This window comes from Stenotrophomonas sp. GW821-FHT09E08, assembly GCF_059416125.1.
Window position 1 is genome coordinate 1 of record NZ_JBWKOO010000001.1, and the last position, 24,310, is coordinate 24,310.

A 24,310-nucleotide genomic window follows, 5' to 3' on the forward strand; every position below is an offset into this window, starting at 1 on the left:
CCTACGCTTTGACATGAACACTCCTCATGGCCTGAATCGGCCTTCTTGTAAGTGTCCGTGAAAACGGGGGTGAACCCGTCTCACAACGCCGGAGGGGAGACCCAACCGGCGCGGCTTCCTCGAAAGGCTAGCGTGCCGTCCCAGCTTCCCTGCCCCGCTTCAGATCGGAAACGAGAAGAAGTGGAAGCGATCGGAGGTCCTGCGTTGGGCCGATGACGAGAGGAGGAGCGGCCGCTAGACCGTCGTTCCCGGCACGTTGGCCCCTGAAACTGCAGGCCTGCCCAGATTTTCCCCAGAATCCCCCGAACCCCTTGCAGCACAAGGGGTTCTGATTCCGGCTCCGGGCACCACACGCGCACAGCGCAGCGAGCCGTCAGATCGCCCGCGAATAACGCGGCTGCTCATGCGCCGCACGCAGGTACGGATCGAAGCACATCGCCAGCAGCCGCAGCAGCGGTCGTCCCGGTTCACTGGCGCGCACCACACCCTCACGGTATTCGGCCAGACCGTCGTCCTGCAGACGTTGCACCGAACGCAGGTCTTCGGCGAAGTACTGCTCGAAGTCGACACCATGGCGCTGGCCCAGCACGGCACCATCCACCTCGCCCTGGCACATCAGCTGCTGGATCAGTTCCGCGCGCAGCTGGTCGTCGGTACTCAGTGCCACGCCACGCCAGACTGGCAGTTGGCCGTGGTCCACCGCATCCTCCCAGGACGGCAGGTCACGCGGATTCTGGCTGTAGGTCGCGCCGATGTGGCTGATCGCACTCACGCCCAGGCCGAGCAGATCGGTATCGGCGTGGGTGGTGTAGCCCATGAAGTTGCGATGCAGCTGGCCGGCACGCTGCGCACGCGACAGGTCCTCTTCCGGCAACGCGAAGTGATCCATGCCGATGTACTGGTAACCGGCGGCCGACAGCCTCTCCACCGCCAGCCCCAGCAGCGCCAGCTTGTCTTCCGGCGACGGCAACCGGCTTTCGTCGATCTGCTTCTGCGCGCGGAAAAGATGCGGCAGGTGCGCATATCCGTAGACCGCCAAGCGGTCCGGGCGCAGCGCCAGCACCAGTTCCAGTGTGCGCCCGAAGCCCTCCAGACTCTGCCCCGGCAGGCCATAGATCAGGTCGACGTTGACCGAGCGCATGCCGCTGTCGCGGCAGGCGCGCAGGATGTCCAGCGTCTGCTGCACGCCCTGCACGCGGTTGATCGATTCCTGCACCTGCGGGTCGAAATCCTGCACGCCCAGGCTTGCGCGGTTGAACCCCAGCCGGGCCAGCATCGCTACGTCTCGGGTATCGATGAAGCGCGGATCGAGTTCGATGGAGAAATCGCGGTGTGATGAATCGCTGAAGTCGAAACGTCGGCGCAACCCTTCAATCAGTGTGGTCATCGCCTCGGCATCGAGGAAATTCGGCGTGCCGCCGCCCAGGTGCAGCTGGATGACTTCGCGACCATCCTCGAACTGCGGCGCCAGCAGGTCGGCCTCGGCCAGCACGCGCGAGACGTAGCTGTGGCCACGGCCGCGATCGCGGCTGATCACCCGGTTGCAGCCGCAGTAGAAGCAAGGGCTGGAACAGAACGGCACGTGCACGTACAGCGACAGCGCGCGGGCCAGTTGGTTGCTGTCGGCAATTGCCTGGCGCAACGCCGGCGCGTCGAAGCCATCATGGAAATGCGGCGCGGTCGGATACGAGGTGTAGCGCGGCCCCGGACGGTCGTGCCGACGCAGCAGGTCGGGGTCGAAGTTCCAGGCCAGGCCGCCAGCGGCGGGAGAGAACGTGTCCATGGCGCCAGCATCGCGCCGGGCGGCCTGCGCCGCCTTGACCCAGATCAATCCTTGGCGGGGATCCCCAGCACCGGCAGGCCGACCTGAGGCCAGCGCAGCATCTGGTAGCGCTTCCAGAAAGTGTCACCGATGCGTGCGGCCACATCGTTGGCCAGTTCCTGCATCGGCGGGTTGTTGCATTCGGCAGTGGTGATCCGGAACAGCACCAGCCAGCGGTCGAACAGATCCTTGTCCAGTTCAATGGCCATGTGCTTGGACATCGGCGAGCCTTTGAAGCGGCGCGTGCCGCGCAGCATCGCCGACCAGAAGTCGACCAGCTGCGCAAGATGCTCCGACCAATCGTGGACGTGCGCGCCGAACACCGGCCCCAGCCGTTCTTCCTCGCGCACGCGGGCATAGAAGTCGTGGACCAGGCGGGTCACTTCCTGCTCGGTACACAGCTCCGGCGAGGCGACGGGAAGGACTGGCGGAGGTATTGCGGTCATCGGGGCACCCAAAGCTTGCCGGCAGTGTGCCGCAGCCGGCCATCACCACCGTTGATCCAGATCAATGTCGGCGCAGTCCGCTGCACCTAGGCTGGCACGCTTGCAGGAAGCATGCCCTGCGGATGCTGCGCCAGCCGGCGGAGTATACGCGCCGCCCACTTTTCGAACCGGGACAGCATGAACAGACCTTCTCCCAGCCGCCGCCAGCGGCTGATCCAGCATTGGGGCGCCATCCTCTGGCCCAGCTTCATTGCCGCCGGCGTGGCCAGCGTGGTGTTCTTCGCCTTCGTCGATCCATTGCGCCTGCAGGCGATCAGCTTTCCGGACACTGCGATCAGCCGCGAGCTGGGCTATAGCGCTGGCTTCTTCATGTTCTGGGCGGTGACGGCACTGTCCAGTGCAGTCACCTGGTACCTGCAACGACCGATGCCGAGCGACGACGACGACGAGCTGCCGCTGGGATGAGCACGACCTGCACCACAACCCCCAGACCGTGGCACTGGCGCGGCCCGCTCAGCGCCGCCCTGCTGGTGCTGTTCTATGCGCTGCCGTGGCTGCGCTGGGACGGTCGCCAAGCCCTGCTGCTGGACATCAACACTCGACGCTTCGACCTGTTCGGCTGGACGCTGTGGCCTGGCGACGCCGGCGTATTGATCGGACTATTGGCGGCGCTGGCGGTGGGCTTTGCGCTGCTCACCCATCTCGCCGGGCGCATCTGGTGCGGCCACGCCTGTCCGCAGACGCTGTGGCGCCGCGCCTTCGACTGGATCGCACGCGCCGTGGCCCGCGCGCTGCCGGCATCAATGGCGCGACCCGCCACGCAGGCGGCCTGGGGACTGTTGTCGCTATGGACCGGGATCACCTTCGTCGGCCTGTTCAGCCCCATGGCCGAACTGGTGGCCGCTGCGCCCCACGCCGACTGGAGCCGTTGGGAAACCTTTTGGGTGCTGTTCTATGCGGCCGCTACCTGGGGCAATGCCGGCTTCCTGCGCGAGCAGGTCTGCCGCTCGCTGTGCCCGTTCGCACGCATGCAGCCGCTGCTGACCGATCCACACACGCCGCGCATGCTGTACGACGCGCGTCGGGGTGAACCACGCGGGCCGCGTCCATCCGGCCTGGGCGGCGTTCTCGGCCGCGGTCGTGGCCTGCTCGATCCAACAACTGCGCAGGACTACGTGTTCCGTGCTGCGCATCCGTTGCTGGCCGGGCCCATGCCCGTCTTCAGTGCCGACCGCCTGGGCGACTGCACCAACTGCGCTGCCTGTGTCAGCGCCTGTCCGATGCAACTGGACATACGCCACGGGCCGCGCCACGGGCCGCAGGCCGATTGCCTGGCCTGCGGCGCCTGCCTGGAAGCCTGCGCACAGCAACAGCACCAGGCCGGCTTCGGTCCGGGGCTGGTGCGTTACTGCAGTCCACAGGCGATGGTCGGGCAACCGCGGCGCTGGTGGCGACCGCGGACCCTGGGCCTGATTTCAATGCTGCTGGCGCTGCTTGCCTGCGGCGCTTGGCGCCTGCTCTGAATCAACGCGGCCCGCTGGCGTTAGGCGGGACCAGCTGTGCACGTCGGACGATGCCCAGCTGCTCGATGATCAGCGCCATTTCATTGGTGACTTCGGTACGCTCGGTCCCCTGCGGGACCAGGCGGTCCAGCACCTGCTGGTAGGTATCCCAGAACGCCGGACCGCATCCGTGTTTGTGATAGCTGGCTTCCAGTTCGCGGCGTACCCGTTCAGCCAAGCCATGCATGCCGTATTCCATACGACCTCCGTTGGACTTGTTCTGCATTGTTGACGGTCTACCGACTCACTTGCGTGCTACTGAAAGACTCCCGGGCTTCACACCCAGTTGATGCCAATTAGTCATAGATTTCACGACAGGTCAATTACATGCAGCGACATTCGTGATCGAAATTATTAATCGTTCACGAAACTGCATACGGGCCCACGGGGTCGCCGGATGGTCCGAAGCCGACACGCGACCTGTCTTGACCGCCCCGCCCGCCAGTAGACGTCACTGATCGGCAATCCCGAATTGATCGAATTTGCCTATGTTGCTAAGCATACTTAACAAAAAGTGCTTAGAGTGCTAGATGCGACAGAATGCGGCGCAGATCAGATGGATTTACCTTCCGCCGCCTCAGTTACGGGGAACAGATTCGGATAGCGCTGGTGCAGGATGTATTGCCTCAACGCCGGAATTGGAAAGTCCCTGGGCCATTGCGACACTGCGGATCGGCTTATGCCGAAGAAGCGCGCCAGTTCGGCATCGGTCCGGAAGCCCAACCGGTTACGCACCTGTCTCTTGCTCCAGAATTCGGTCATGGCCGGCCCTTCTGTTAACCAGCCTTATTCTTGCGGCAAGGATTCTTCGCATTCCACGCGTTAAGCTGGCTTGCATAGATGAATACTCTCGGCCAACGACTCGCCACCGCCATGAAGAAAGCCGGGCATCCACGCCCGGCCGACCTGGCCCGCGCCGCGCACTCGACGACGGCAACCATCAGCAACTGGCTCAACGACCATGTCAGCCCCTCGCATGTGAAGGCCGAACAGCTGTTCCGCATCGCCGATGCGGCCAAGCTGGACGCGCGTGAACTGCTGTACGGCATCAGCGGGCTCGGCGTCGGTGAGCCCGGCAATGCCTACATCCCCAGCCAGGCCCACCTGGACGTCTGGCAGGACGCCTACGAACTGGTCAGTCACCTGGTTGCCGAGAACGGGCTGGAGATCGATCACCGCCGTCACGCGGCGCTGGACCTGCTCGCGTTCGAGCTGTTGATGGACGGCTTCAGCCGCAGCAAGGTCGCCCGCGTGCTGATGACCTCGATGACGTGAGCGCACCGCCGCTGGTAGCATGGGCGGCGATGGGAATGGGGCTCCCCCGATAACCGCCTGAGAAGGCTGATGGCTCCTGCCAGGACGAACCCGGCGTTCGTCGACGGCAGGTCGTGCCTGCCCTCGCCGTTCGCCGTCGAACCAGCGAATCCGCACGCGAGGCACGCCATGCAAGCTCTGAACAATTACTTCCTGGTCTTCATTGGCGGCGGTCTCGGCGCCTGCCTGCGGCATGCCTGCAACCTGATCGGCGCGCGGGCGGCGGTCGGCAGCCCCTGGCCGTGGTCGACCTTCCTCATCAACATCAGCGGCGCACTGCTGATGGGCGTGGTCGTCGAGGTCTTCGCGATGCGCAATGGCGCCTCGCCGCAGCTTCGCCTCCTGCTGGCCACCGGCATCCTCGGCGGCTACACCACGTTTTCCACCTACGCGCTGGAAATCGGCCTGCTGCTGCAGCGCGGCCAGCACGGACTGGCGGCGTTGTATGCCGGCGGCTCGGTGGCACTGGGCCTGGCCGGCCTGTTCGGCGGGATGAAGCTGGCCCGGCTGGTGCTGGGCTGAGGCTCAGGCCGCAGTGGCACGGGCCTGCCCGCGCCACTGCCGTGGCGACTGCCCGGTGTGCGCCTTGAAGGCGCGCGACAACGCCGCTTCGCTGCCATAGCCCACGTCGTCGGCAATCCGCTTCAGCGGCCTACCCTGGCGTAGTGCCTGCTGCGCCAGGCCCACCCGCCAGCCCTGCAGGTACTGGCCCGGAGTGGTTCCCATGGCCTCGCGGAAGCTGGCCGCGAACACACTGCGCGACATGCCGGCGACATCGGCCAGATCTTCCAGCGTCCACGCCTGTGCCGGTGATTCGTGCATGGCCACCAGCGCCAGCCGCAGTCGCGGATGACCGAGCCCGGCAAACAGGCCACCGCGCATCTCGCCACCTTCCATCAGCTGGCGCAGCACCTGGATCATCACCACCTCGAACAAGCGGTTGACCATGGCCGCACGGCCACAACGCTGCTCGAAGGCCTCTTCGAACAGCAGTTCCAGCGCCGCGTGGCCGCCATACAGATCCGCCAGCGGCAGGCAGATGAAATCCGGCAGTGCCGCGCTGATCGGATTGAGCCGGCCCCCTTCGAAATACAGGTTGGCGCAGGCCATGTCGGCGCCGAGCTGCGGGTCGGTGCTGAAGCGGTGCGGCATCGGTCGCGGATACAACAACAGGCTGGGCACCTCGACCTGCACGGCATGCTGGCCGTGCCTGACCTGCACCGGCCCGCGCCGCACCAGGTGCAGCTGGCCGGCCTCATCTTCACTCTCCAGGGTGTTGATACCGCACAGCGCACCCGCATGGAACACCGAGGCGGTGACCGAAAAGCGCTCAAGCAGAATGGCGAGACGGTCGACCATAACGAGACTCCGGATCAAGCGGAAATGGTTCAATACGTCAGATCGTATCGGAATCGCCACTGTGATGGACGATTGAACGCTGTCCGCCCCGGACTCTCACCCATCCTGCAAATTGCGGATCGCCACGAAGCCCTCCGCCGCCGCAGGCGCAACGAAGTGGCGGGTGATCTGCTCGAACGCTTCATCGCTGGCCTGGAACGGGTGCTCACCGCGTGCGTTGCGGGCACGCAGCCGCGCCTTGCAGATGGGGTCGGGAACATCGAGAAAATGGAGCTGATGGGCAACGCCGGCCGACGCGAACAGTTCGCGGCCCCGTGCACGGGTGCCGGGTTCACGGCTGCCAGGCAATCCCCTGCGGCAGTGCAGCGCGCGCAGGATTTCGCCGGGTTCTATGCTCGGCGCGATTCCCGGATGGAATGACCGTGATGCGTCCCTTGCTTCGATGCACCCTCGCCCTCGGCCTGCTGCTGTCTTCGACACCATTGCTGGCCGCACTACCCACTGCACCGCGCACCCTGAGCGGAGAGCTGCAGAGGGCACCGTGGCGGCTGGATGTGCCAGCGAACTGGAATGGCGACCTGGTGATGCTGGCCCACGGCTATGAGCCGGCAGGCATGCCACGCACTACGCCGATGACCGCCAATGACAGCACCGCACCATTGCTGGCCGCTGGCTACGCCGTCGCACAGAGTGCCTATGCCAGCCAGGGCTGGGCGGTGTCCGATGCGATCAGCGATATGGAACGGCTGCGCCAGCACGTGCTGGCTGAACTCGGGCACGTGCGCCAGACATGGATGCTGGGATTCTCGATGGGTGGCGCCGTGACGATCGGCAGCCTCGAGCGCTTCCCGCAGCATTACGCGGGTGGGGTCTCGTTGTGCGGCGCCAATCTCAGTGGTGAACGGATCGCGGCCGACCTGCTGACCACACTGGTCGCGTTCGACTATTTCTTCCCAAAGGCCGAGGGCCTGCCAAGGACCGGCCTTGTATCGCGCGAAACCGCCACCCTGCCGCAGGGCGAGTTGTACCAGGGTATCGCCAACGCGCTGCAGCGCGCACCGTCACATGCGGCCTTGCTGGCGCGGCGGCTGCAGGTCTCCACTGAAGACCTGGCCGGCACGATCAGCCTGCACGCACTGGTCCTGCATGAGCTGGCCACCCGCAGCGGCGGAATGCCGACCGGCAATGCCGGCATTGTCTACAGCGGCTTTGGTGATGACGCCGCATTCAATGCCGGCGTGCAGCGCATCGATGCCGTGCCTTCCGCACAGGCCCATGCGCGCGGAAATCCTGCACTGACCGGTGCGTTGAAGCGACCGCTGGTGATCCAGTTCAACCACAACGACCCGACCATCGTGCCGCACATGCAGGCGGTGTATCCGCAACTGGCCGCACAGGCTGGTGCCCATCCGCTGCCGCAGGTGCTGCCGGCCGTGGGCGAAGGGCATTGTGGCTTCTCTGAAGCGCAGGTGGTCGAAGCATTGAGGGCGGTGCAGCGCTGAGGCCGGCGCATGCCGCAGCGCATCAGGACCGTGCCGGTCGGGCTGCTATGGTAGCCCGGCCCATTGAAGGGCAGACAAAGGACTGACGTGATGATCAAGACGACCTTGAAGACCGTGATGCTCCTTGGCATGGCCGTGACCGGCCTGGCCTTCGCCGCCGGAACCTGCGAGTTCTGCACGCTGAAGTACGAGCAGTGCCTGCGCACTTCGCACGGACCGTTGGGCAAGACCGCGGAGCAGTGCCTGGCCGAGTACAGGATGTGCCGTGAAATGGACTGCCCGTCTCCCTGATTGGCGTCCAGCCGGCTCCTGCGGGAGCCGGCTCAGCCCACAGCGATACCGATCACTTACGTTGCAGGAACTGGTGGGTTTCCCAATCTCGACTGACCGCGCACCTGTCCGGCATGCACGAAGGCGAGTGGCTGGGCTTCGACACCTCGATGTCCTTCGACCACAAGGGCCTGGGTCTGACCCGCACGGCGCTGCATGATGCGCGCGGCCCGATCGGGGCGTCGTCAACCGCCCAGCGTTCCCATGGTGAAGGTGTAACCGGAAGTCATCAGGAACTCGCGCATGCGCATCTCCGCGCGCCGCGGTGAGGCCAGGTTTGCCGGGGCGTACAGGGCATAGACCAGGCCCGATCCTTCGATATGCTCGCGGCGGACCTCGCAGCGGGCGGTTTCCGAGGCAATCACCCATCCGTCTTTCAGCCGATCCGGCCCGATGGATTGCCCGTTCTTCAAACGGAAGGTCAACCAGCGCACATCTGCCATGATTTTGCTCATTTCCGATTCGCTCCGTGCCCGAAGCGATCCGAGGTGTCCTTGCTCGCCATTGCAGCTCCCTAAGACGTGGAACTCGACCATAACGCCTTTCCATGTCGCAGGTGGCTGAGACTGACCCCGCGGCTCAGGTCGCCAGGGTGAACAGTCGCCACAATGCCTCGCGCCCCGGCGGAGTCAGGCGTAGTTCGCGCCGGCCCTCGACGCGTCGGAGCCAGTCGTTGCTCACGAAGCTGTCCAGCATCGCCTCGCCGACCAGGCCCGCCAGATGTGGACGCCGCTCGGTGCAGTCCAGGCACCCCCGGCAGTAGCGCGCGGGCTTGGCCGTGACCGGCTGCCGAAGTACATCGGCCAGTGGCTGGCCCAGTCCTCGCAGGAAGTCAGCGCCGTGCTCACTCACCCGCCAATGCCCCTCACCCGGCAGCACATGACCCGCCCTCAGCAGATGCTCGGTGATGGCCACCGCGTGCACGCCGGCCAGGTGTCGATAGCAGGAACGTGCCTGGCGCAGCGCCGGCAGGGTGCGCGATGCTGCAGCCGTGCACGAGGGCGTACGATCGGCCACGCGCAGGATGCCTTCGAGCATGTCGGCCACCTCGCTTGAGGCCAGCCGATGGTAGCGATGGCGCCCTTGCGCGACGGCAACGAGAAGGTCGCCCTCGACCAGCCTGCGCAGGTGCGAGCTTGCCGTCTGCGGCGTCACCCCTGCCACGCGCGCCAGTTCCATCGCGGTGTAGGCACGCCCATCCATCAATTGCAGCAGCATGGCGGCGCGCGCTTGGTCACCGACCAGGGCACCAACGCTGACAAGGGAACCGGAGGTGTGGACCATGGCCGCATTGTGGCACGCCCCCGTATACCGATAGTTCGATGCAGGCCGAAGCGTCGGCGGCCACTGCCACGTCAAAGTTGCCGCCCCAACACCGTGAGACCTGTCGTGAAGAATGCTTCGATCCATCGTCGCTGCATCACCCCTTCGGTCCTGTATCCAGGCACACCGGTGCTGTTGATGACCACGCTGAACGACGACGGCAGCAGCAACATCAGCCCGCTTTCTTCGTTCTGGGCACTGGGCAATCGCGTGGTGCTGGGCCTCGGCGTGCAGGGCCAGGGCTACCGCAATCTGCAGCTGCGCAACGAGTGCGTGCTGAATTTTCCTTCGTCCGCGCAGGCCGCGCAGGTCGAGGCCATTGCAAGGGCGACCGGCTGTGACCCGGTGCCGGCCGCCAAGCAGGCGATGGGCTACGTGCACGTGCGCGACAAGTTCGCCTTGGGCAGGTTCAGTGAAGTCGCATCGACGCAGGTCGCGCCGATGGCGATTGCCGAGTGCCCATTGCAGGTAGAAGTCAGCGTAATGGCAATGCACCCGCCTGGCGGGGACGATGGCCAGGGCTTTGTGATCGTCGAAGGTCGTATCCGCTGCGTGCATGCCCACGAGGACATCACCGTGGCCGGCACCCAGCACATCGACGTGGCGCGCTGGAAGCCGTTGATCTATCTCTTCCGTCACTACCTGGGCGTGAGCGAAGTGATCGGGCGCAACTTCCGCGCGGAGACGCCGATGCGCGATACCGCCTAGCGACCAGGACGGTTTCACCCTGTAGGTCGAACACGCGCGTGATCCATGGCCTCGCCCCCAATGCGGCAACCATGCTGCGACGATTCGAGCCGGCACTTGAGCTGGGCGTTCGCGCTGGATGCCTTGCCGCAGCCGCTGACGCAGGCCACGATTCAGGCGTTGGCCCGGCGGTAGCTGTGATCAACCTTGAACATTCACGGGCAATCCGTCCGCCAAAGAAAAAGCCCTGACCGGAGTCAGGGCTTTTCAATATGGAGGCCTCAAGCGGAATCGAACCGCTGTAAACGGATTTGCAATCCGGTGCATAGCCACTCTGCCATGAGGCCAACGTACTGCGCGTCAGGAACTGAGCCCTGACATGACAAAACCCCGTGATGGGGCCTGTCCGAACATGGAGCGGGAAACGAGACTCGAACTCGCGACCTCAACCTTGGCAAGGTTGCGCTCTACCAACTGAGCTATTCCCGCGTAAGCCGCTATGGTACCGGAAACCCGGAACACACACCAGCGATTTCACATTTCTGACTGCGCGCAAAGCCTTGTGGCCCAACGGGCCCCGCCTTGCCGTGGCGGGAGAAAAACAAGGCCCCTGACGGGGCCCTGTAGAATCTGGAGCGGGAAACGAGACTCGAACTCGCGACCTCAACCTTGGCAAGGTTGCGCTCTACCAACTGAGCTATTCCCGCAGATTCTCCGACCTGCGTCGAAGGAGCGCTATTGTGTCCAAATTCCTTCACGCCGTCAACAGTATTCACACCCTGCGGTCACAGGCGTCCGCACTGGAGTACGCTGCCCCGCCCAGCCCCGTTCGCCCATGTTCCTTCGCGGCAAGCCTCTGTTGATCGCCCTGGCGCTGCATCTGCTGGTAGCGCTGCTGTACTGGGCTCTGATTCCCCTGGGAATGAACTGGTATCGCGACCATTTCGGCTTCACCTCCCACCGCGACATCGGTCTTGGCATCGCCCAGTTCTATCTGTTCTATATGTTCCTCGGCGCCCAGCCGCTGACCGCGGTACTGCGGCCGCTCTTCGCCAAGCTGCTGGTGCTGGCGATTCCCTTGGCGTTCGCGACCTGGACGCTGATGCACCACCATCCGCTGCGCCTGGTGTACTTCACCGTTGGACCTGGCCTGCTGGCACTGGCCGCGATCTTCGCCACCCTGCACTTTGCAGCGCGCGGCACAGCACTTCCCGCACCGGACGCCCCCCATGCCTGAGCGCTACATCCGCCTGTTCTGGCTACTGGTCGCCATGACCTGGCTTGCGCTGATCGCCGCACTGGTCAATGCTGGCTTCACGCCGGACTACTGGCTGCTGCGCCACTTGGAAGGCGGCACACTGCCCTACCCGACCAGCACCGTGATCGTGTTCGCGCTGCTGAGCACCGTCGAGCTGGTGGTTGCCGCACTGATCGTGCAGCCCTGGAAACTGGGGCGGCTGTGGTTGCGCCTGCTGATCGCCTTCGTGCTGCTGCTGGCCTGGTCGGTACCATGGCTGCTGTCGGCGATGCACCAACCACCGGTGCAGGGCATGCACCTGCTGTGGTTGCTGCTGCTGGACGTGGGGCTGCTGCTGGCGCTGTGCGTGGTGTCGCTGGTCAGCGTCCTGGGACGCATTTCCGGCAGGAAGAAGACCCCGACTGCGGTTCCTTAAGGCGCTGGATCCGAGGCCTTCACCGCTTCATTTTCGGATCTCTTGCATGGATTGCGGCAGGCCGATGCAGGAAGGTTGAGGATCCGCCAGCGACGAGCGCCTGAATCGTGTCCCTGTCCATCGCATTCCGTGCCGCCCCTGCCATCTGGCCGTTCGTATCACTCATCTGGCTACTGCTGGTTGCTGCACTCATCCATGCCGGCTTCAAGCCAGACTACTGGAAACTGCGTCACATCGAGTCCGGGACGCTGCCCTATCCCATCGGCTCGGTCATCACGTTCGCGCTGATCATCCTCGTGGAAATGACAGTGCTGGGCCTGGTTGTGCAGCCATGGCGGTTCCGCCGCCTGTGGCTGCGGATCCTGATCAGCCTCATTCCATGGCTGGGGTGGAACGTCCTATGGGGCTTGGCTGCCATGCATAAATCCCCCGTGCGCGACGTCCATTCGAACTGGCTGCTCGGCATGAGCGCCATCCTGCTGCTGGCACTGCTCGTGGTTGTGCCGGCCTCACTCTGGCCTCGCCTGCGACGCTGGCTCGGGAACTAAGGCCCGCGCCTACTTCCGGAACTCCACCCGCACATGCTGGCCGAAGCGCGCCTTGGCGTTGCCATCAAACTCCAGCACGCACTCCACTACCTTGGCCACGCCACGCCCGGCGTCTTCCGGCAGACGCGCCTGCGCGAACACCGGACTGATGCGCACCACGCGTGCGGGTGGCAGTGAGCCGGTGTTCTCTGCGCCATCACTGTCCGGCACAACGATGGCATGCATCCCCACCTGCACGGCATCGGCGTAGGCCGCACTGAGTTCGGCACGCACCTGCAGCGGGCGTGCCGGCAGCAGCGAGATCGCCGGCTTGCCACCCTGCACGAATGCACCGAGTCCCGGCACCTGGCCGACCACGGTGCCAGCCTCCGGTGCGCTCAGCGACATCTGCTGCAGTTTCAGTTTCGCGTGCTCCAGCTTGTGCTGGGCCATGTCAACTTGCGCACCGGCCACGTCGACATCGGCGCGCACACCGACCAGTTGCTGCCTGGCTGCATCGGCCTGCTGGTTGGACGACACGCCTTCGCTGGCGCCGGTGGACAGGCGAGTCGCATTGCGCTCCAGTTCGCGCAGCTGCGCCTGGCTGCCCTTCAGACGGTCATTGGCCAAGGCGAGATCAGCTGTGGCCATCGCTACTTCCTGCTGCAGCAGCGCGCCATCCAGCGACAGCAGCAGCTGTCCCTTCTTCACCATGGCGCCCTCCTTCACCGGCGCGGCAGTGATCGAGCCATCCACCGGCGGTGCCAGCGCGATCAAACCGCCTTCGACGTCGATGATGCCGCGCGCAACCGCGACCTTGCCGGCAGCAGCAGTGCTGGCTTTGCCGGCGGATGCTGGGGCAGGCGCCTCCTTGGAACAGGCGCCGAGCAGCAATGCTGCGGACAGGGCCAGGCTGAGGGGGAGCAGGTACGGCGTCTTGATCATGGGGCGGACTCTACAGTTTCGTTCTGGCGGCGATCGTCACGGACCATGCCGTCTTCCATGGCGATCACCCGATCGGCATGCCGGATCAGGCGCGGATCGTGGCTCACGCACAGCACGGTGGCGCCGTGCGCACGTGCGTAGCGATGCAGGATGTCGATCACGCGCTGGCCGTTCTCGGCGTCCAGCGCGCTGGTGGGTTCGTCGGCGAAGATCAGCGTCGGCGACTTGGCGAAGGCGCGGGCGACGGCCACACGCTGCTTCTCGCCGCCGGACAGCTGCGCCGGACGCATGTGGCTGCGGTGGCTGAGGCCCACCTCTTCCAGTGCCTTGCGCGCCAGCGGTTCGCTTTCGCGATTGCTCATGCCTCGATAGCCCAGCGGCAGCTGCACCTGTTCCAGTGCGGTCAGCGCCGGAAACAGATTGAAACCCTGGAACACGAAGCCGACATGGTGCAGGCGGAATCGCTCCACTTCACTGCGCGTCATGTGGCCCACGTCCTGGCCGAGTGCATGCACGCGGCCGCCATCGGGCGCAGACAACCCAGACAGCAACGACAGCAGCGTGCTCTTGCCGCAACCAGACGGACCGGACACGAGGGTCAGCTCACCGGGGTAGATGTCCAGCGAGAGGCCGCGCAGCACCGGCACCTGCACATCCCCGGACATGAAACCCTTTTCCAATGCATCGGCCTGCAGGGTCGGGGCGACGGCGCGTGTAGAAGTCATCGGCCGGCCCTCAACGCAGCAGCAACGATGGATCGGAGCGGACGACACTGCGCACCGCCATGATGCTCGACAGCATGGCCATCACCGCCACCAGTGCTACGCATCCGATGATGACCATCGGCGTCAGCTGCACCGGTACGCGCTGGGTCTGCGCGATCAGCAACACCGCGGTACTGAAGGCCGCCGCCAACAACATGCCCACGCCGCCGATCAACAGTGCCTGCTCGAACACCACCCGCGCCAGCGCATAGCGACCGGCACCGAGGGCATTGAGCGTGGCGTACTCGCGTACCGAACCGGCCACCACCGAAGCAAACGACTGGTTGGTGATCACCGCACCGACAAAGCAGACGATGACCGCCATGAACAACACCGCGATGCCCGCACCGGTATCGAACAGCCAGTATTGCTGCGAGCGGCTGGCGAACTCCGGTGCGGTCCAGAACTCGACCGGCGTTGCCTGCCCCATCGACGCGGCCAGACGATCACGCACGCCGTTGGCCAGGTCCGGCGAGCGCAGGCCCGCAACGAAATAGGTGCTGCCCTCATGCGGATCGGTACCGGCGATGGCGCGCGCGGTATCCAGCGAAGCCAGTACGTTGACGCCACCAAGGCCACGCAGGCCCGCTTGTGCGGCAACCACGCGCACCGCCTTGCCGTTGATCCAGGCACGGTTGTTCTGCAGGTCCACGCCCAGCGTATCCAGATCGGCACTGTCGACGATCACCGCACCCGGCTCACGCAGCTGCGCGCGCAGGTCGGCGGGCAGGATGCGCGCGAACATCATCGCATCGTCCTGCGTGGAGATACCCGACAGGTACACCGACACGTTGCCGGTACCCTGCGCGCTGGAACGCCATTCGCCATCGACCCATTCGTAGGGTTCGACGCGGGTGACATCCGGGTCCATGCGCACGTGACTTTCGACATCAGCGCTGATTGCATGGCCGTAGTTCACGCTCTGGGTGCCAGGAAAGCCGGCCCAGATATCGGCGGAGGATGCCTTCACGTAGATCGCGGCGGTACCGAAGATGCCCAGTACCAGCGCCGCCTGCACGATCAGCAGCACCCCGGCGAAACACATTGCCAGCACTACCGGCAGGAACCGGCGCCACTCATAGGCCAGGGTCTTTCGGGCCAGCGCGATCATTGCTGTTCGCCCTCACCCTCAGCCGGCAGCGGTGCACCACCAAGCGCGCGGTACAGCGAAGCAAACGCGAGCACGCGCGCGCCCTGCGCACCGATCAGATCGGCCTGCGAGGCCAGTGCGGCACGCTGAGTGTCCAGCCCATCGAACTCGCTGGACAGGCCCAGCTGCACCTGCCGCGCCTGGCGCTTGACCTGCTGGCCGGCGGCATCATTGGCCGCACGCAGCGACTGGATGCTGCTGTCCTGGCGTGCAAGGCTGCCGAGCGCGCCTTCCACCTCACTCACGCCTTCCAGTACCGCTTTGCGGTAACCGAGCAGCGCGGCATCCAGCTGCTTTTCATCGGCATTGAAGCGCGCGCGGCGCTGGCCCCAATCCCACAGCGGGATATCGATGTACGGGCCGATCGAGGGACTGGAGTCGGAGTTGGAGCGGGCGTTCTGGGTGAGGTTGTAGGCGTACAGGATCGAGCCGCCGAGGCTGACCCGCGGATACATCGCAGCGCGTGCGGAGCCCTTGCTCGCCGCCGCCTGCATCACCTCCGATTCGGCCAGCAGAATTTGCGGGCGATGACGCAGCAGATCCGCCGGCACCTGCTGCAGCGAGAACGTACCCAGCTTTGGCGGCGTGCGATAGGCCTGCCAGGTCGGATCCGGGCCGTCGCGGCCCAGCAGCAGGGCCAGCGCACGGGCAGCGTTGTGCGCATTCTCGCGGGCCTGCGCCGTAGCTGCCCGGGTCGCCGCCTGGCGTGCACGCAGACGATCAAGTTCGCCCGGCTCATCCAGGCGCAGGCGCTGGCGCACCAGGGCCAACTGTTCGCCGCGATCATCCACAGCCTGCTGCCGGGCCAGCAGGTCCTGCTGGGCGTGTGCCACGGCCAGGTCGAGATAGTTGCGCACCACGTCGGCGATCACCGCCACCTGCGCGGCGCTACGCAGCGCCTCGGCATTGCCAGCCGAGGCCTGCGCGCTCAGCTGCGCACTTTCGGCGGCGCCGAACAGGCCCAGGTCCCATATGGCTTCGATGCCGGCATGGAAATAGGTGTCGACTGCGGCGGCATCCTGCACCTGCTTGGCGCTGGCTGAGATTTCCGGCAGGAAGCGCGAATCCGAAGTGCCGGCGACGATCCGAACGGCCTGCAGGCGCAGCGTGGCCTGCTGCAGATCGAGGTTGCCGGCGATGGCCTGATCGACCAGCCCGTCCAGCGCCGGGTCGGACAGCGCTTTCCACCACTGCTTGGCGTCGACGGCCACACCCTGGCTCTGTGGCACCTGGGTCCAGGTGCTGGGCGTGCGGTCAGGCAGGTCCGGAACCGGCACCGACATGCAGCCGGCCAGGGCCAGGCTGGCCAGAAGCGCGCCGGGGCGCAGCACCGCATGCAGGGAGAATCCGCGCCCGGTCCTGGGCACTGCCACTGGAGTGATACGCCTGACCACCAGCCCGCCAACGTGTAGAAGGAGCATGAAGGCTACCGTGCGATTGTGGAGCGAACATGGAGAATTGGTCCGAAAAAGGTCACAGCACGCGTGCGGTTCAGGCAATGCTGCCCCAGCCTTTCACCACGCTTTCAGCGCGTTCTCGACACGGAACACTGGACGGCTTTCACGACGTATTGCACATTGCGGCACTGCCTTGCTTCGGTGCTGCCTGCCCGTGAAACGCCCCCGCCGCTGGCTACTGATTGGCTCGATCACGACAGTGACTGTCGGCGTGATCGTGCTCGTCCTGACCACCCCACTGATCTCGAACGCCATGCTGCTACTGATGGAGCGCAGCAACTTCATCCCCGGTGAATCTTCGATCTTCACGTTCGAGCCATATGCCATCAACCAGGGATCGTCGAACTACTGGTTGTACGGAAAGGACCGGACCTACTACTACCACTTCACCTACGAAGACGATGTTCCCTACGTCTACATCCCGCAGGACAACCGCTGCCCTGGTTTCGACCGGCAGGATGCCCTGACCTGGTGCAGCGCCCTGCCCGGCAAGGCACGCTAGCGCGGCAGTGGTGCAACCGGTGTGACAAACGAAAAACGCCCCCTTGCGGGAGCGTTCTTCTTGAATCTGGAGCGGGAAACGAGACTCGAACTCGCGACCTCAACCTTGGCAAGGTTGCGCTCTACCAACTGAGCTATTCCCGCAGATTCCGTTCGACCTGCGTCGAAGGAGCGCTATTGTGTCGGGATTGCTGCACGGCGTCAACAGGAATTTTCACGTGACGTGAGGGGCAGCGTTCAGGAGTCCCCGCCTGCTCCCTTCACGTGCGCAGGCCGCGGCGATGGAAGTAGATCTGCTCGGCGATGCGCCGCGTGGCGGCCGTGTGCAGCAAGGCATTGAGCGGCCAATCGGCCTGCAGGTGGTCCATCCCCCAGCGCAGCAGGCGCTTGCCATGGAATACCGGCGCCACCTGCTGGGCCACCCGTTCCGCTTCCGGCCCTTGGCCACGCAGATGGCGGGCAATCGCCTCGCCGACCGCCCAGCCATGCCGCCACGATGAGTGGATGCCGCCGGCGGACAACGGCGAGACGATGCCTGCGGCGTCGCCGGTCAGGATCAGGCGAGGGCCGATGATCGGAGCATCCGGCCGACCACACGGCACCAGCCCGGCGCGGGTGGCCGACGGACGCGCGGAAGGCGGAATGCCGACCACATCGCGCACATGCTCAAGGAAGCCATCGATATCAGGCGGCCGCACCTGATTCGGGTCATGGCGCAGCGCCAGGCCGACCTGCAGCCCGGTCGGGTTCTGTGCGACCCAGCCGATGTAGCCCGGTGCAAAGCGCTTGCTGACGAAGCAATGCAGTGCATCGCCCTGCGGTAGCTGCAGGCCGGCGAACTCACGTTCGACGCCATGGAGATTGTCGCGCACGTGGCCGAGGCCGGTGCGCTGGGCCACGCGCGAACGCGCACCATCGGCGCCGACCAGATAGGCGCATCGCCCTGCCCCTTCCACCTGCCAGCCATCACCGCTGCGATGGGCGTCGGTGAAGGAGTGCTGCAGGCGCAGGTCGACACCATTGGCCGTCAGTTCGCTGGCCAGCCAGCGCATCAGGCTCGGCGTATCGGTGGTGAGGAAGTAGTAGCCCGGTGCGGCCAGCAGCACGCTGCGCAGGTTCGGCGCATACAGGCGCACATTCGCGACGCGTTGCACCAGGTGTTCGGGCATGCGCCCCAGCCAGGTCTGCTCCATCGCTTCCTTCACCACGATGCCGGTGGTGTGCAGGCGCTCGCCGGGATCGGCTTTGCGTTCGAGCACGCAGACGCGCAAGCCGTACTGGGCGGCGGCCAACGCACAGGCGGCACCGGCGAAACTGGCGCCGACAATGATCACATCGTGGTCGTAGGCGGAGGATTGATGAGGCATCGCGGCGTCACCCTGGGAAAGAAGGACGCAGCATCGAACCTTCGCGTGGTGCGGCGATGGGGTGGCGGTGAAGTGGGGATGAAGCGCGTTGGACGCAAACAAAAAACGCCCCCTTTCGGGAGCGTTTTCCTGAATCTGGAGCGGGAAACGAGACTCGAACTCGCGACCTCAACCTTGGCAAGGTTGCGCTCTACCAACTGAGCTATTCCCGCTTGGGAGGCGAAATTCTACCTATTCCAAGAATGGCGTCAAGCGCTTTTTTCGGAGATCTGCGATGCGCCTGACATTGCGTATCCACGCCATGCGTGGATAGGCGCATCGATGGGGTCAGTGCCCTTTCCTGCGGAAAGGGATCCGACCCCGGGGCTCAGTTGCCCAGCTTCTTCTGCCGCGCCCGCTCGCGCGCAGCGCGCTCGTCATCGCGCAGGCTCGGCCAGGCGGCATGCAGGTACTGCAGGCCCGACCACAGGGTCAGCACCGCGGCAATCGCCAGGGTCCAGTCGCCGATGTGGAACACCGGCCAGCCCATCCAGATGTCCTGCACCGGCACGTTCGGCGCCACCGAATACAGCAGGCACAGCAGTGCAACCATCTGCGCCGTGGTCTTGACCTTGCCGATCATCGCCACGCGCACCTTGGCGCGCTGGCCCAGCTCGGCCATCCACTCGCGCAGCGCCGACACCGCGATCTCGCGGCCGACGATGACCGCCGCCCAGAACGCCATCCACGGCGTCGGATGGCCCTGCACGATCAGGAACAGCGCCACTGCCACCATCAGCTTGTCCGCCACCGGGTCGAGGAAAGCGCCGAAGGCCGACTCCAGCTGGTAACGGCGTGCGATCCAGCCATCGAGCCAGTCGGTGATCGCGGCCAGGCCGAAGATCGCCGCCGAAGCGAAGTTGGTCCAGGTGTAGGGCAGGTAGAACACCAGCACCAGCACCGGGATCATCACGATCCGCAACAAGGTCAGCCAGGTGGGCAGGGTCAACTTCATGCTTGCGTGCTTCTCTCTCTACTCGGCCGGATCAGGCGTGGCCAACCCGTGCAGGTTAGCGTAGATACGTGCCGCGAGGGCGTCATTGATGCCTTCCACCTTGGCGATTTCCGCTTCACCAGCGGCTTTCAGGCCTACAAGACCACCGAAATGCTTGAGCAGGCTGGCACGGCGGCGCGGGCCGATACCGGGAATGTCCTCCAGCTTGCTGGTCATCCGTGCCTTCTGGCGGCGGCCGCGGTGGCCGGTGATGGCGAAGCGGTGGGCCTCGTCGCGCACCTGCTGGATGAACTGCAGCGCCGGGTTGGCCGCGCCAGGACGCAGCTCGCGGCCATCGGGCATCACCAGCGCTTCGTGGCCGGCACGGCGCTCCACGCCCTTGGCCACGCCCACCAGCAGCACGCCCTCCACGCCGAGGTCGGCCAGCGCGGCCTGGGCCTGTGCCAGCTGCCCGGCACCACCGTCGATCAGCAGCACGTCCGGCAGCACGCCCTGCTCTTCCACTGCACGGCGGAAGCGGCGGTCGATGGCCTGGCGCATGGCGGCGTAATCGTCGCCCGGCTCGATGCCGCTGATGTTGAAGCGGCGGTACTGCGCACGCACCGGGCCGGCGGCGTCGAACACCACGCACGACGCCACGGTGGCCTCGCCCAGCGTATGGCTGATGTCGAAGCATTCGACCCGCTTGACCGGCTCTGCCAGACCCAGCATGTCGCGCAAGGCATCGCTGCGCGCGTGCTGCGCATTGCGGCTGTTGAGTTCGGTGGCCAGGGTCAGCTGCGCGTTGCGGCTGGCCAGCTCCACGTAGCCGGCGCGCTCGCCGCGCACGTTCCACTTCAGCTGCACCTTGCGCTCGGCCGAGGCCGACAGCGCGGCGACCAGCAGGTCGGCGTCGGGAATCTCGCGGTCCAGCAGGATCTCGCGCGGCGGTTCGAATTCGATGTAGTACTGCGAGACAAAGGCGGCCAGCACTTCTTCCGGGCTTTCTTCGCCATTGGTGCGCGGGAAGAACGGGCGGGTGCCGAGATTACGACCATCACGGAAGGCCAGCAGCAGCACGCAGGCCTGCGAGCCCTGCATGGCCACGGCCAGCACGTCCAGGTCGGCGGCGCGGCCATCCACGTACTGGCGGGTCTGCATGCTGCGCAGTGAAGAAATCAGGTCGCGCAGGCGTGCGGCCTGCTCGAACTCCAGCGCCTCGCTGGCGGCCTGCATCTGTTCGCCCAGTTCGCGGGTAAGCTCGTCGCTCTTGCCTTCCAGGAACAGCGCGGCGCGGCGCACCGATTCGGCGTACTCCGGCGCCGGCACCAGCTCCACGCACGGCGCACTGCAGCGACCGATCTGGTACTGCAGGCACGGCCGCGAGCGGTTGCGGAACACGCTGTCCTCGCAGCTGCGCAGCTTGAACAGCTTGTGCATCAGGTTCAGCGTTTCGCGCACGGCGGTAACGCCGGGGTACGGCCCGAAGTAGCGACCGGGAATGGCACGCGGCCCACGATGCAGCGCGATGCGCGGCCAGTCCTCGCGGGTCAGCAGCACATGCGGGTAGGTCTTGTCGTCGCGCAGCGAGACGTTGTAGCGCGGCGACAACGATTTGATCAGCTGGTTTTCCAGCAGCAACGCCTCGGCTTCCGAGCGCGTCACGGTCACGTCCATGCGCGTGATCTGCGAGATCATCGACATGATCCGCGCGTTCTTCGGGCTGCCGTTGAAGTAGCTGCCGACACGGTTGCGCAGCGCGCGCGCCTTGCCTACGTACAACAGGGTGTCGTCGGCAGCGTACATGCGGTACACGCCGGGGGCGGTGCTGAGCTGGGCCGCGAAGGCCTTGCCGTCGAAGACCGGAGCGGATACGTCGGTCATTCGCTGATCGGGACTTCGCTGAGCACGCCGCTGTCGGGGTCGAAACGCAGCACGACGTGGGCATCGGTCTCGGCGATCCACACCGCGCCCGCACCGGCTGCCAGACCGGCCGGACCATGCAGGCGGCGCGGCAGCGGCTGGGTGGTCAGTTCACCACCGCCGAGGCGCAGGGTGCGCAGGCGGCCGTTGCCCGTATCCGCGATCCACAGCAGCGGCGCATCCGGGCTCAGTGCCATCGCCTGCGGGAACTGCAGGCTGGCCTGGGTGCGTGGGCCGTCCTCATTGCCGAAGCGCCAGGGCCCCTGCCCGACCAGCGTCTGCACCAGGTCGCCACGCAGCTGCAGCGCACGGATCGAGGAACCCAACGCGTCGGCCACGTACAGCACCTGCTGCACCACGGCCAGTGCGGTGGGCTGGGCAAAGGCAGCCAGGTGACCGCTACCATCGCGTTCGTCGATGGAACCGCTGCCGGCGCGCCACTGCAGGCTGCGCTGGCCCAGGTGGTAGCTCCAGATGCGGTTGTCGCCGGCCATGGCGATGTGCAGCTGGTTGTCGGCGATGGCCAGGCCGACCGGATGATCCAGCGACACCTGCCTGGCCTGTGCGACCGGACCTTCCACCGGCGCACCGGGACGGCCGTTGCCGCACAGGGTATCGACGATCCCGGTCAACAGGTTGATGCGGCGCACGGCATGGTTGCCGGTGTCGGCGACGTACAGCGAATCGCGCTCCAGCACCAGCGCCTGGGGGCGGTGGAACGCGGCTTCGGCAAGGTTGCCGTCCATGAAATCGGCGGTGCCCAGTCCGAACTGGCGCAGGATGCGGCCACCGTGGCTGCATTCGAGGATGCGGTGATGGCCGCTGTCGGCGATGTACAGGCGTTCGGTGCTGACCGCCAGGCCGAGCGGGAAGCGCAGCGCGTGGCGCGGCTCCGGATGCAGTTCGCTGCCACCGCGCGGCGGCGCCGATGGCGCGCCCTCGCACAGTGCATTCAAGGCACGCTCCAGTTCACCCGGCGCGCCCTGCCCGACCAGCCGTTGTTGTTCGCGCCCCTGCGCATCCAGCAGCACCATGGTCGGCCAGGCGGTGACACCAAAGCGGCGCCAGCCATCCCAGTCGGCATCAAGCAGCACCGGCATCGTCAGCCCCTGGCGGCGCAGCAGCTTCAGTGCGGCACCGGCCTCGCGTTCGAAATCGAAGCGAGGCACCTGCAGCACCAGCGGTTGCAGCTTGCCGGGGTGGCGCGACAGCCATTGACCGAACTCGGCCAGGCGTTGCGCGCTCCAGGCGGAGGCGGCGTTGACGAACAACAGCGCCACTGGCCGACCACGCAGTTCGGTCAGGGTGCAGGGAGTGGCATTGAGCCAGGTGGCGAACTCGGGCAGGTCCGGGACGGGCTGGACGTTCATGGCCCGATTATGCCGGAGTCGGCGTCATGCAACAGTCGTGCCACGGCACGTTTTGCAGCATCGTCGACCAGTGTCCAGACCTGTTCGAAGTGATCGTTGCCGCCGGTGTAGGGGTCCGGGATCGCGACCCGGCCCTCTCCGCCGGACCACGGCAGGTACAGCGCCAGGCGTTCGCGCTGGGCGGGTGTGGCCAGGCGACCTGCATCGCGCAGGTTGGCTTCGTCAGCGCACAGAATCCAGTCGAAGCGGTCGAAATCCACGGCCTGCAGCTGGCGCGCACGCAGGCTGCCAATGCCCACGCCGTGCCCGGCCGCGCAGGCGATCGCGCGCCGGTCGGGCGGCTCACCCACGTGCCAGTCGCCGGTGCCCGCCGAATCAACCTGCACCCGCCCCGCCAGCGGCGAGGCCTCCAGGCGTGCGCGCAGCGCACCTTCGGCCATCGGCGAACGGCAGATGTTGCCGAGGCAGACGACCAGCAGCTTCATCGTGCGGCCATTGCCTGCAGCAGCACTTCGGCGCGCTCCAGGTCTTCCGGGGTGTCGATGCCGGGCGGGAACGGTTCCGGGGAGATCGCCACGCTGATCGGATAGCCAGCTTCCAGCACGCGCAACTGCTCCAGTGACTCGACCTGCTCCAGCCGGCCCGGCGGCATCGCGGCGAACTGCTGCAGGAAACCGGCACGGTAGCCGTAGATGCCGATGTGGCGCAGCCAGGCATGGCCCTCCGGCAACGTGTCCCGGCTGCGCGCGAAACCATCGCGGTGCCAGGCGATCGGTGCGCGGCTGAAGTACATCGCCTCGTTGCGCACGTTGCGTACCAGCTTGACCACATTGGGGTCGAACAGGGTGTGCGCGTCTTCAACAGTGGTCGCCAGGGTCGACATCGGCGCATTGCCACCGACCAGTGCCTCGGCCACCGCACGGATGCCGGCCGCGGGTGCGAACGGCTCATCGCCCTGCAGATTGACCACAACGGTGTCGTCGGCCCAGCCGGCAATGCGCGCGCATTCGGCCAGGCGGTCGGTGCCGGACGCATGCGAGGCGGCGGTCATCGCCACCTTCACTTCGGCCAGGCCGGACAGTGCGTCGGCGATGCGTTGATCGTCGGTGGCGACCCAGACCTCGCCGGCACCAGCCTGCAGCGCGCGGCGCGCCACATGCAGCACCAGCGGCTCACCGCCCAGCAGGCGCAGCGGCTTGCCCGGCAGCCGCGAGGCGGCATAGCGGGCCGGAATGGCGACGACGAATTCGGTCATGCGGGCGGTACTCGGCAGGCTCGTTACAACGGGAATGCGGCCGGCGGCGCGTGAATGCAA

28 protein-coding genes, 5 tRNA genes, 1 pseudogene and 1 riboswitch are annotated in these 24,310 nt (G+C 65.9%); of the genes and pseudogenes, 11 read left to right on the forward strand and 23 right to left on the reverse strand.

Going from position 1 to position 24,310, the window contains the following annotated elements; genetic code table 11:
- Positions 1-373: 373 nt before the first annotated feature.
- Together hemN and AC07M7_RS00010 are read right to left on the reverse strand one after the other, a co-directional pair.
- Positions 374-1,783, reverse strand: a complete 1,410-nt coding sequence (gene hemN, locus AC07M7_RS00005) for an oxygen-independent coproporphyrinogen III oxidase (protein ID WP_495206494.1) — start codon at positions 1,781-1,783, stop codon at positions 374-376.
- A gap of 44 nt (positions 1,784-1,827) precedes the next feature.
- Entirely contained in the window at positions 1,828-2,268 is a 441-nt protein-coding gene (locus AC07M7_RS00010) for a group III truncated hemoglobin (protein WP_482998782.1), read from the reverse strand.
- 177 nt (positions 2,269-2,445) lie between these two features.
- Between AC07M7_RS00010 and AC07M7_RS00015 the strand changes: the two genes are divergently transcribed.
- Together AC07M7_RS00015 and AC07M7_RS00020 are read left to right on the forward strand one after the other, a co-directional pair.
- The gene (locus tag AC07M7_RS00015; protein ID WP_046984922.1) at positions 2,446-2,733 is read left to right on the forward strand and encodes a hypothetical protein; all 288 of its coding nucleotides are present in this window, start codon (positions 2,446-2,448) and stop codon (positions 2,731-2,733) included.
- The gene (locus AC07M7_RS00020) at positions 2,730-3,791 is read left to right on the forward strand and encodes a 4Fe-4S dicluster domain-containing protein (RefSeq protein ID WP_495206495.1); all 1,062 of its coding nucleotides are present in this window, start codon (positions 2,730-2,732) and stop codon (positions 3,789-3,791) included. Before AC07M7_RS00015 ends, AC07M7_RS00020 begins: the two co-directional genes overlap by 4 nt.
- A gap of 1 nt (position 3,792) precedes the next feature.
- Here the strand turns inward: AC07M7_RS00020 and AC07M7_RS00025 are convergent, their stop codons facing one another.
- Together AC07M7_RS00025 and AC07M7_RS00030 are read right to left on the reverse strand one after the other, a co-directional pair.
- Entirely contained in the window at positions 3,793-4,029 is a 237-nt protein-coding gene (locus AC07M7_RS00025) for a hypothetical protein (protein ID WP_012510634.1), read from the reverse strand.
- Positions 4,030-4,382: 353 nt separating this feature from the next.
- Complete coding sequence (locus AC07M7_RS00030) at positions 4,383-4,592, reverse strand: helix-turn-helix domain-containing protein (protein WP_046984920.1); 210 nt, start codon at positions 4,590-4,592, stop codon at positions 4,383-4,385.
- A 111-nt stretch (positions 4,593-4,703) separates the two neighbouring features.
- Between AC07M7_RS00030 and AC07M7_RS00035 the strand changes: the two genes are divergently transcribed.
- Together AC07M7_RS00035 and crcB are read left to right on the forward strand one after the other, a co-directional pair.
- The gene (locus tag AC07M7_RS00035) at positions 4,704-5,105 is read left to right on the forward strand and encodes a helix-turn-helix domain-containing protein (RefSeq protein ID WP_012510633.1); all 402 of its coding nucleotides are present in this window, start codon (positions 4,704-4,706) and stop codon (positions 5,103-5,105) included.
- A gap of 22 nt (positions 5,106-5,127) precedes the next feature.
- Positions 5,128-5,191: riboswitch (Fluoride riboswitch) on the forward strand.
- 82 nt (positions 5,192-5,273) lie between these two features.
- Entirely contained in the window at positions 5,274-5,666 is a 393-nt protein-coding gene (gene crcB / locus AC07M7_RS00040) for a fluoride efflux transporter CrcB (RefSeq protein WP_428709132.1), read from the forward strand.
- Between the two features lie 3 nt (positions 5,667-5,669).
- Here crcB and AC07M7_RS00045 read toward each other — a convergent pair whose 3' ends face one another.
- Both AC07M7_RS00045 and AC07M7_RS00050 read right to left on the reverse strand, forming a co-directional pair.
- Positions 5,670-6,503 (reverse strand): AraC family transcriptional regulator, encoded by an 834-nt coding sequence (locus tag AC07M7_RS00045; protein ID WP_495206496.1) that lies wholly within the window; start codon positions 6,501-6,503, stop codon positions 5,670-5,672.
- Between the two features lie 96 nt (positions 6,504-6,599).
- Positions 6,600-6,833, reverse strand: a pseudogene (locus tag AC07M7_RS00050) (P-loop nucleotide/nucleoside kinase family protein); the annotation flags it as partial.
- A 95-nt stretch (positions 6,834-6,928) separates the two neighbouring features.
- On the opposite strand from AC07M7_RS00050, the gene AC07M7_RS00055 reads away from it, so the two are divergent.
- Positions 6,929-8,005, forward strand: coding sequence for an alpha/beta hydrolase family protein (locus AC07M7_RS00055; protein WP_495206497.1), 1,077 nt, complete (start codon positions 6,929-6,931; stop codon positions 8,003-8,005).
- A gap of 90 nt (positions 8,006-8,095) precedes the next feature.
- Positions 8,096-8,296 (forward strand): hypothetical protein, encoded by a 201-nt coding sequence (locus AC07M7_RS00060; RefSeq protein ID WP_046984916.1) that lies wholly within the window; start codon positions 8,096-8,098, stop codon positions 8,294-8,296.
- Positions 8,297-8,520: 224 nt separating this feature from the next.
- Here the strand turns inward: AC07M7_RS00060 and AC07M7_RS00065 are convergent, their stop codons facing one another.
- Both AC07M7_RS00065 and AC07M7_RS00070 read right to left on the reverse strand, forming a co-directional pair.
- Positions 8,521-8,790: a hypothetical protein gene (locus AC07M7_RS00065; protein ID WP_046984915.1), complete on the reverse strand. Its 270-nt coding sequence runs from the start codon at positions 8,788-8,790 to the stop codon at positions 8,521-8,523.
- A gap of 124 nt (positions 8,791-8,914) precedes the next feature.
- Positions 8,915-9,619: an ArsR/SmtB family transcription factor gene (locus AC07M7_RS00070; RefSeq protein ID WP_136638757.1), complete on the reverse strand. Its 705-nt coding sequence runs from the start codon at positions 9,617-9,619 to the stop codon at positions 8,915-8,917.
- Positions 9,620-9,724: 105 nt separating this feature from the next.
- On the opposite strand from AC07M7_RS00070, the gene AC07M7_RS00075 reads away from it, so the two are divergent.
- Positions 9,725-10,366 (forward strand): flavin reductase family protein, encoded by a 642-nt coding sequence (locus AC07M7_RS00075; RefSeq protein ID WP_495206498.1) that lies wholly within the window; start codon positions 9,725-9,727, stop codon positions 10,364-10,366.
- Positions 10,367-10,618: 252 nt separating this feature from the next.
- Here the strand turns inward: AC07M7_RS00075 and AC07M7_RS00080 are convergent.
- The 3 genes from AC07M7_RS00080 to AC07M7_RS00090 all read right to left on the reverse strand — a co-directional run bounded on the left by AC07M7_RS00080 (position 10,619) and on the right by AC07M7_RS00090 (position 11,052).
- Positions 10,619-10,692, reverse strand: a tRNA-Cys gene (locus AC07M7_RS00080).
- 66 nt (positions 10,693-10,758) lie between these two features.
- A tRNA-Gly gene (locus AC07M7_RS00085) sits at positions 10,759-10,834 on the reverse strand.
- A gap of 142 nt (positions 10,835-10,976) precedes the next feature.
- Positions 10,977-11,052 (reverse strand) — tRNA-Gly (locus AC07M7_RS00090).
- A 128-nt stretch (positions 11,053-11,180) separates the two neighbouring features.
- Between AC07M7_RS00090 and AC07M7_RS00095 the strand changes: the two genes are divergently transcribed.
- The 3 genes from AC07M7_RS00095 to AC07M7_RS00105 all read left to right on the forward strand — a co-directional run bounded on the left by AC07M7_RS00095 (position 11,181) and on the right by AC07M7_RS00105 (position 12,566).
- Complete coding sequence (locus tag AC07M7_RS00095; RefSeq protein ID WP_046984912.1) at positions 11,181-11,582, forward strand: hypothetical protein; 402 nt, start codon at positions 11,181-11,183, stop codon at positions 11,580-11,582.
- Positions 11,575-12,018, forward strand: a complete 444-nt coding sequence (locus AC07M7_RS00100) for a hypothetical protein (RefSeq protein ID WP_046984911.1) — start codon at positions 11,575-11,577, stop codon at positions 12,016-12,018. Before AC07M7_RS00095 ends, AC07M7_RS00100 begins: the two co-directional genes overlap by 8 nt.
- Positions 12,019-12,125: 107 nt before the next feature.
- Complete coding sequence (locus AC07M7_RS00105) at positions 12,126-12,566, forward strand: hypothetical protein (RefSeq protein WP_495206499.1); 441 nt, start codon at positions 12,126-12,128, stop codon at positions 12,564-12,566.
- A gap of 9 nt (positions 12,567-12,575) precedes the next feature.
- On the opposite strand, the gene AC07M7_RS00110 is transcribed toward AC07M7_RS00105, so the two are convergent.
- From AC07M7_RS00110 to AC07M7_RS00125, 4 genes are read right to left on the reverse strand one after another with little or no spacing between them, the layout of a single operon-like run.
- Positions 12,576-13,490, reverse strand: coding sequence for an HlyD family secretion protein (locus AC07M7_RS00110; RefSeq protein ID WP_428709136.1), 915 nt, complete (start codon positions 13,488-13,490; stop codon positions 12,576-12,578).
- On the reverse strand, positions 13,487-14,215 hold the full coding sequence (locus AC07M7_RS00115) for an ABC transporter ATP-binding protein (RefSeq protein WP_046984909.1): 729 nt from the start codon (positions 14,213-14,215) through the stop codon (positions 13,487-13,489). Before AC07M7_RS00115 ends, AC07M7_RS00110 begins: the two co-directional genes overlap by 4 nt.
- Positions 14,216-14,225: 10 nt before the next feature.
- Positions 14,226-15,365, reverse strand: coding sequence for an ABC transporter permease (locus AC07M7_RS00120; RefSeq protein ID WP_495206500.1), 1,140 nt, complete (start codon positions 15,363-15,365; stop codon positions 14,226-14,228).
- The gene (locus tag AC07M7_RS00125; protein WP_495206501.1) at positions 15,362-16,825 is read right to left on the reverse strand and encodes an efflux transporter outer membrane subunit; all 1,464 of its coding nucleotides are present in this window, start codon (positions 16,823-16,825) and stop codon (positions 15,362-15,364) included. Before AC07M7_RS00125 ends, AC07M7_RS00120 begins: the two co-directional genes overlap by 4 nt.
- 190 nt (positions 16,826-17,015) lie before the next feature.
- Between AC07M7_RS00125 and AC07M7_RS00130 the strand changes: the two genes are divergently transcribed.
- A complete protein-coding gene (locus AC07M7_RS00130; protein ID WP_253078652.1) occupies positions 17,016-17,363 on the forward strand; it encodes a hypothetical protein in 348 nt (115 codons plus the stop codon).
- 67 nt (positions 17,364-17,430) lie between these two features.
- Here the strand turns inward: AC07M7_RS00130 and AC07M7_RS00135 are convergent.
- The 8 genes from AC07M7_RS00135 to kdsB all read right to left on the reverse strand — a co-directional run bounded on the left by AC07M7_RS00135 (position 17,431) and on the right by kdsB (position 24,250).
- A tRNA-Gly gene (locus AC07M7_RS00135) sits at positions 17,431-17,506 on the reverse strand.
- 116 nt (positions 17,507-17,622) lie between these two features.
- Complete coding sequence (locus tag AC07M7_RS00140; RefSeq protein WP_495206502.1) at positions 17,623-18,729, reverse strand: NAD(P)/FAD-dependent oxidoreductase; 1,107 nt, start codon at positions 18,727-18,729, stop codon at positions 17,623-17,625.
- Between the two features lie 136 nt (positions 18,730-18,865).
- Positions 18,866-18,941: transfer RNA gene (locus AC07M7_RS00145), tRNA-Gly, on the reverse strand.
- Positions 18,942-19,096: 155 nt separating this feature from the next.
- The gene (gene pgsA, locus AC07M7_RS00150) at positions 19,097-19,723 is read right to left on the reverse strand and encodes a CDP-diacylglycerol--glycerol-3-phosphate 3-phosphatidyltransferase (protein ID WP_004152330.1); all 627 of its coding nucleotides are present in this window, start codon (positions 19,721-19,723) and stop codon (positions 19,097-19,099) included.
- A gap of 18 nt (positions 19,724-19,741) precedes the next feature.
- Positions 19,742-21,586: an excinuclease ABC subunit UvrC gene (gene uvrC / locus AC07M7_RS00155; RefSeq protein ID WP_046984501.1), complete on the reverse strand. Its 1,845-nt coding sequence runs from the start codon at positions 21,584-21,586 to the stop codon at positions 19,742-19,744.
- Positions 21,583-22,995 carry a hypothetical protein gene (locus tag AC07M7_RS00160; protein ID WP_495206503.1) on the reverse strand — a complete coding sequence of 471 codons (1,413 nt, stop codon included), beginning with the start codon at positions 22,993-22,995 and terminating at the stop codon, positions 21,583-21,585. The genes uvrC and AC07M7_RS00160 overlap by 4 nt, the downstream gene beginning before the upstream one ends.
- Entirely contained in the window at positions 22,992-23,480 is a 489-nt protein-coding gene (locus AC07M7_RS00165) for a low molecular weight protein-tyrosine-phosphatase (RefSeq protein ID WP_136638763.1), read from the reverse strand. The genes AC07M7_RS00160 and AC07M7_RS00165 overlap by 4 nt, the downstream gene beginning before the upstream one ends.
- Positions 23,477-24,250, reverse strand: coding sequence for a 3-deoxy-manno-octulosonate cytidylyltransferase (gene kdsB / locus AC07M7_RS00170; RefSeq protein WP_136638764.1), 774 nt, complete (start codon positions 24,248-24,250; stop codon positions 23,477-23,479). Before kdsB ends, AC07M7_RS00165 begins: the two co-directional genes overlap by 4 nt.
- Positions 24,251-24,310 lie beyond the last annotated feature (60 nt).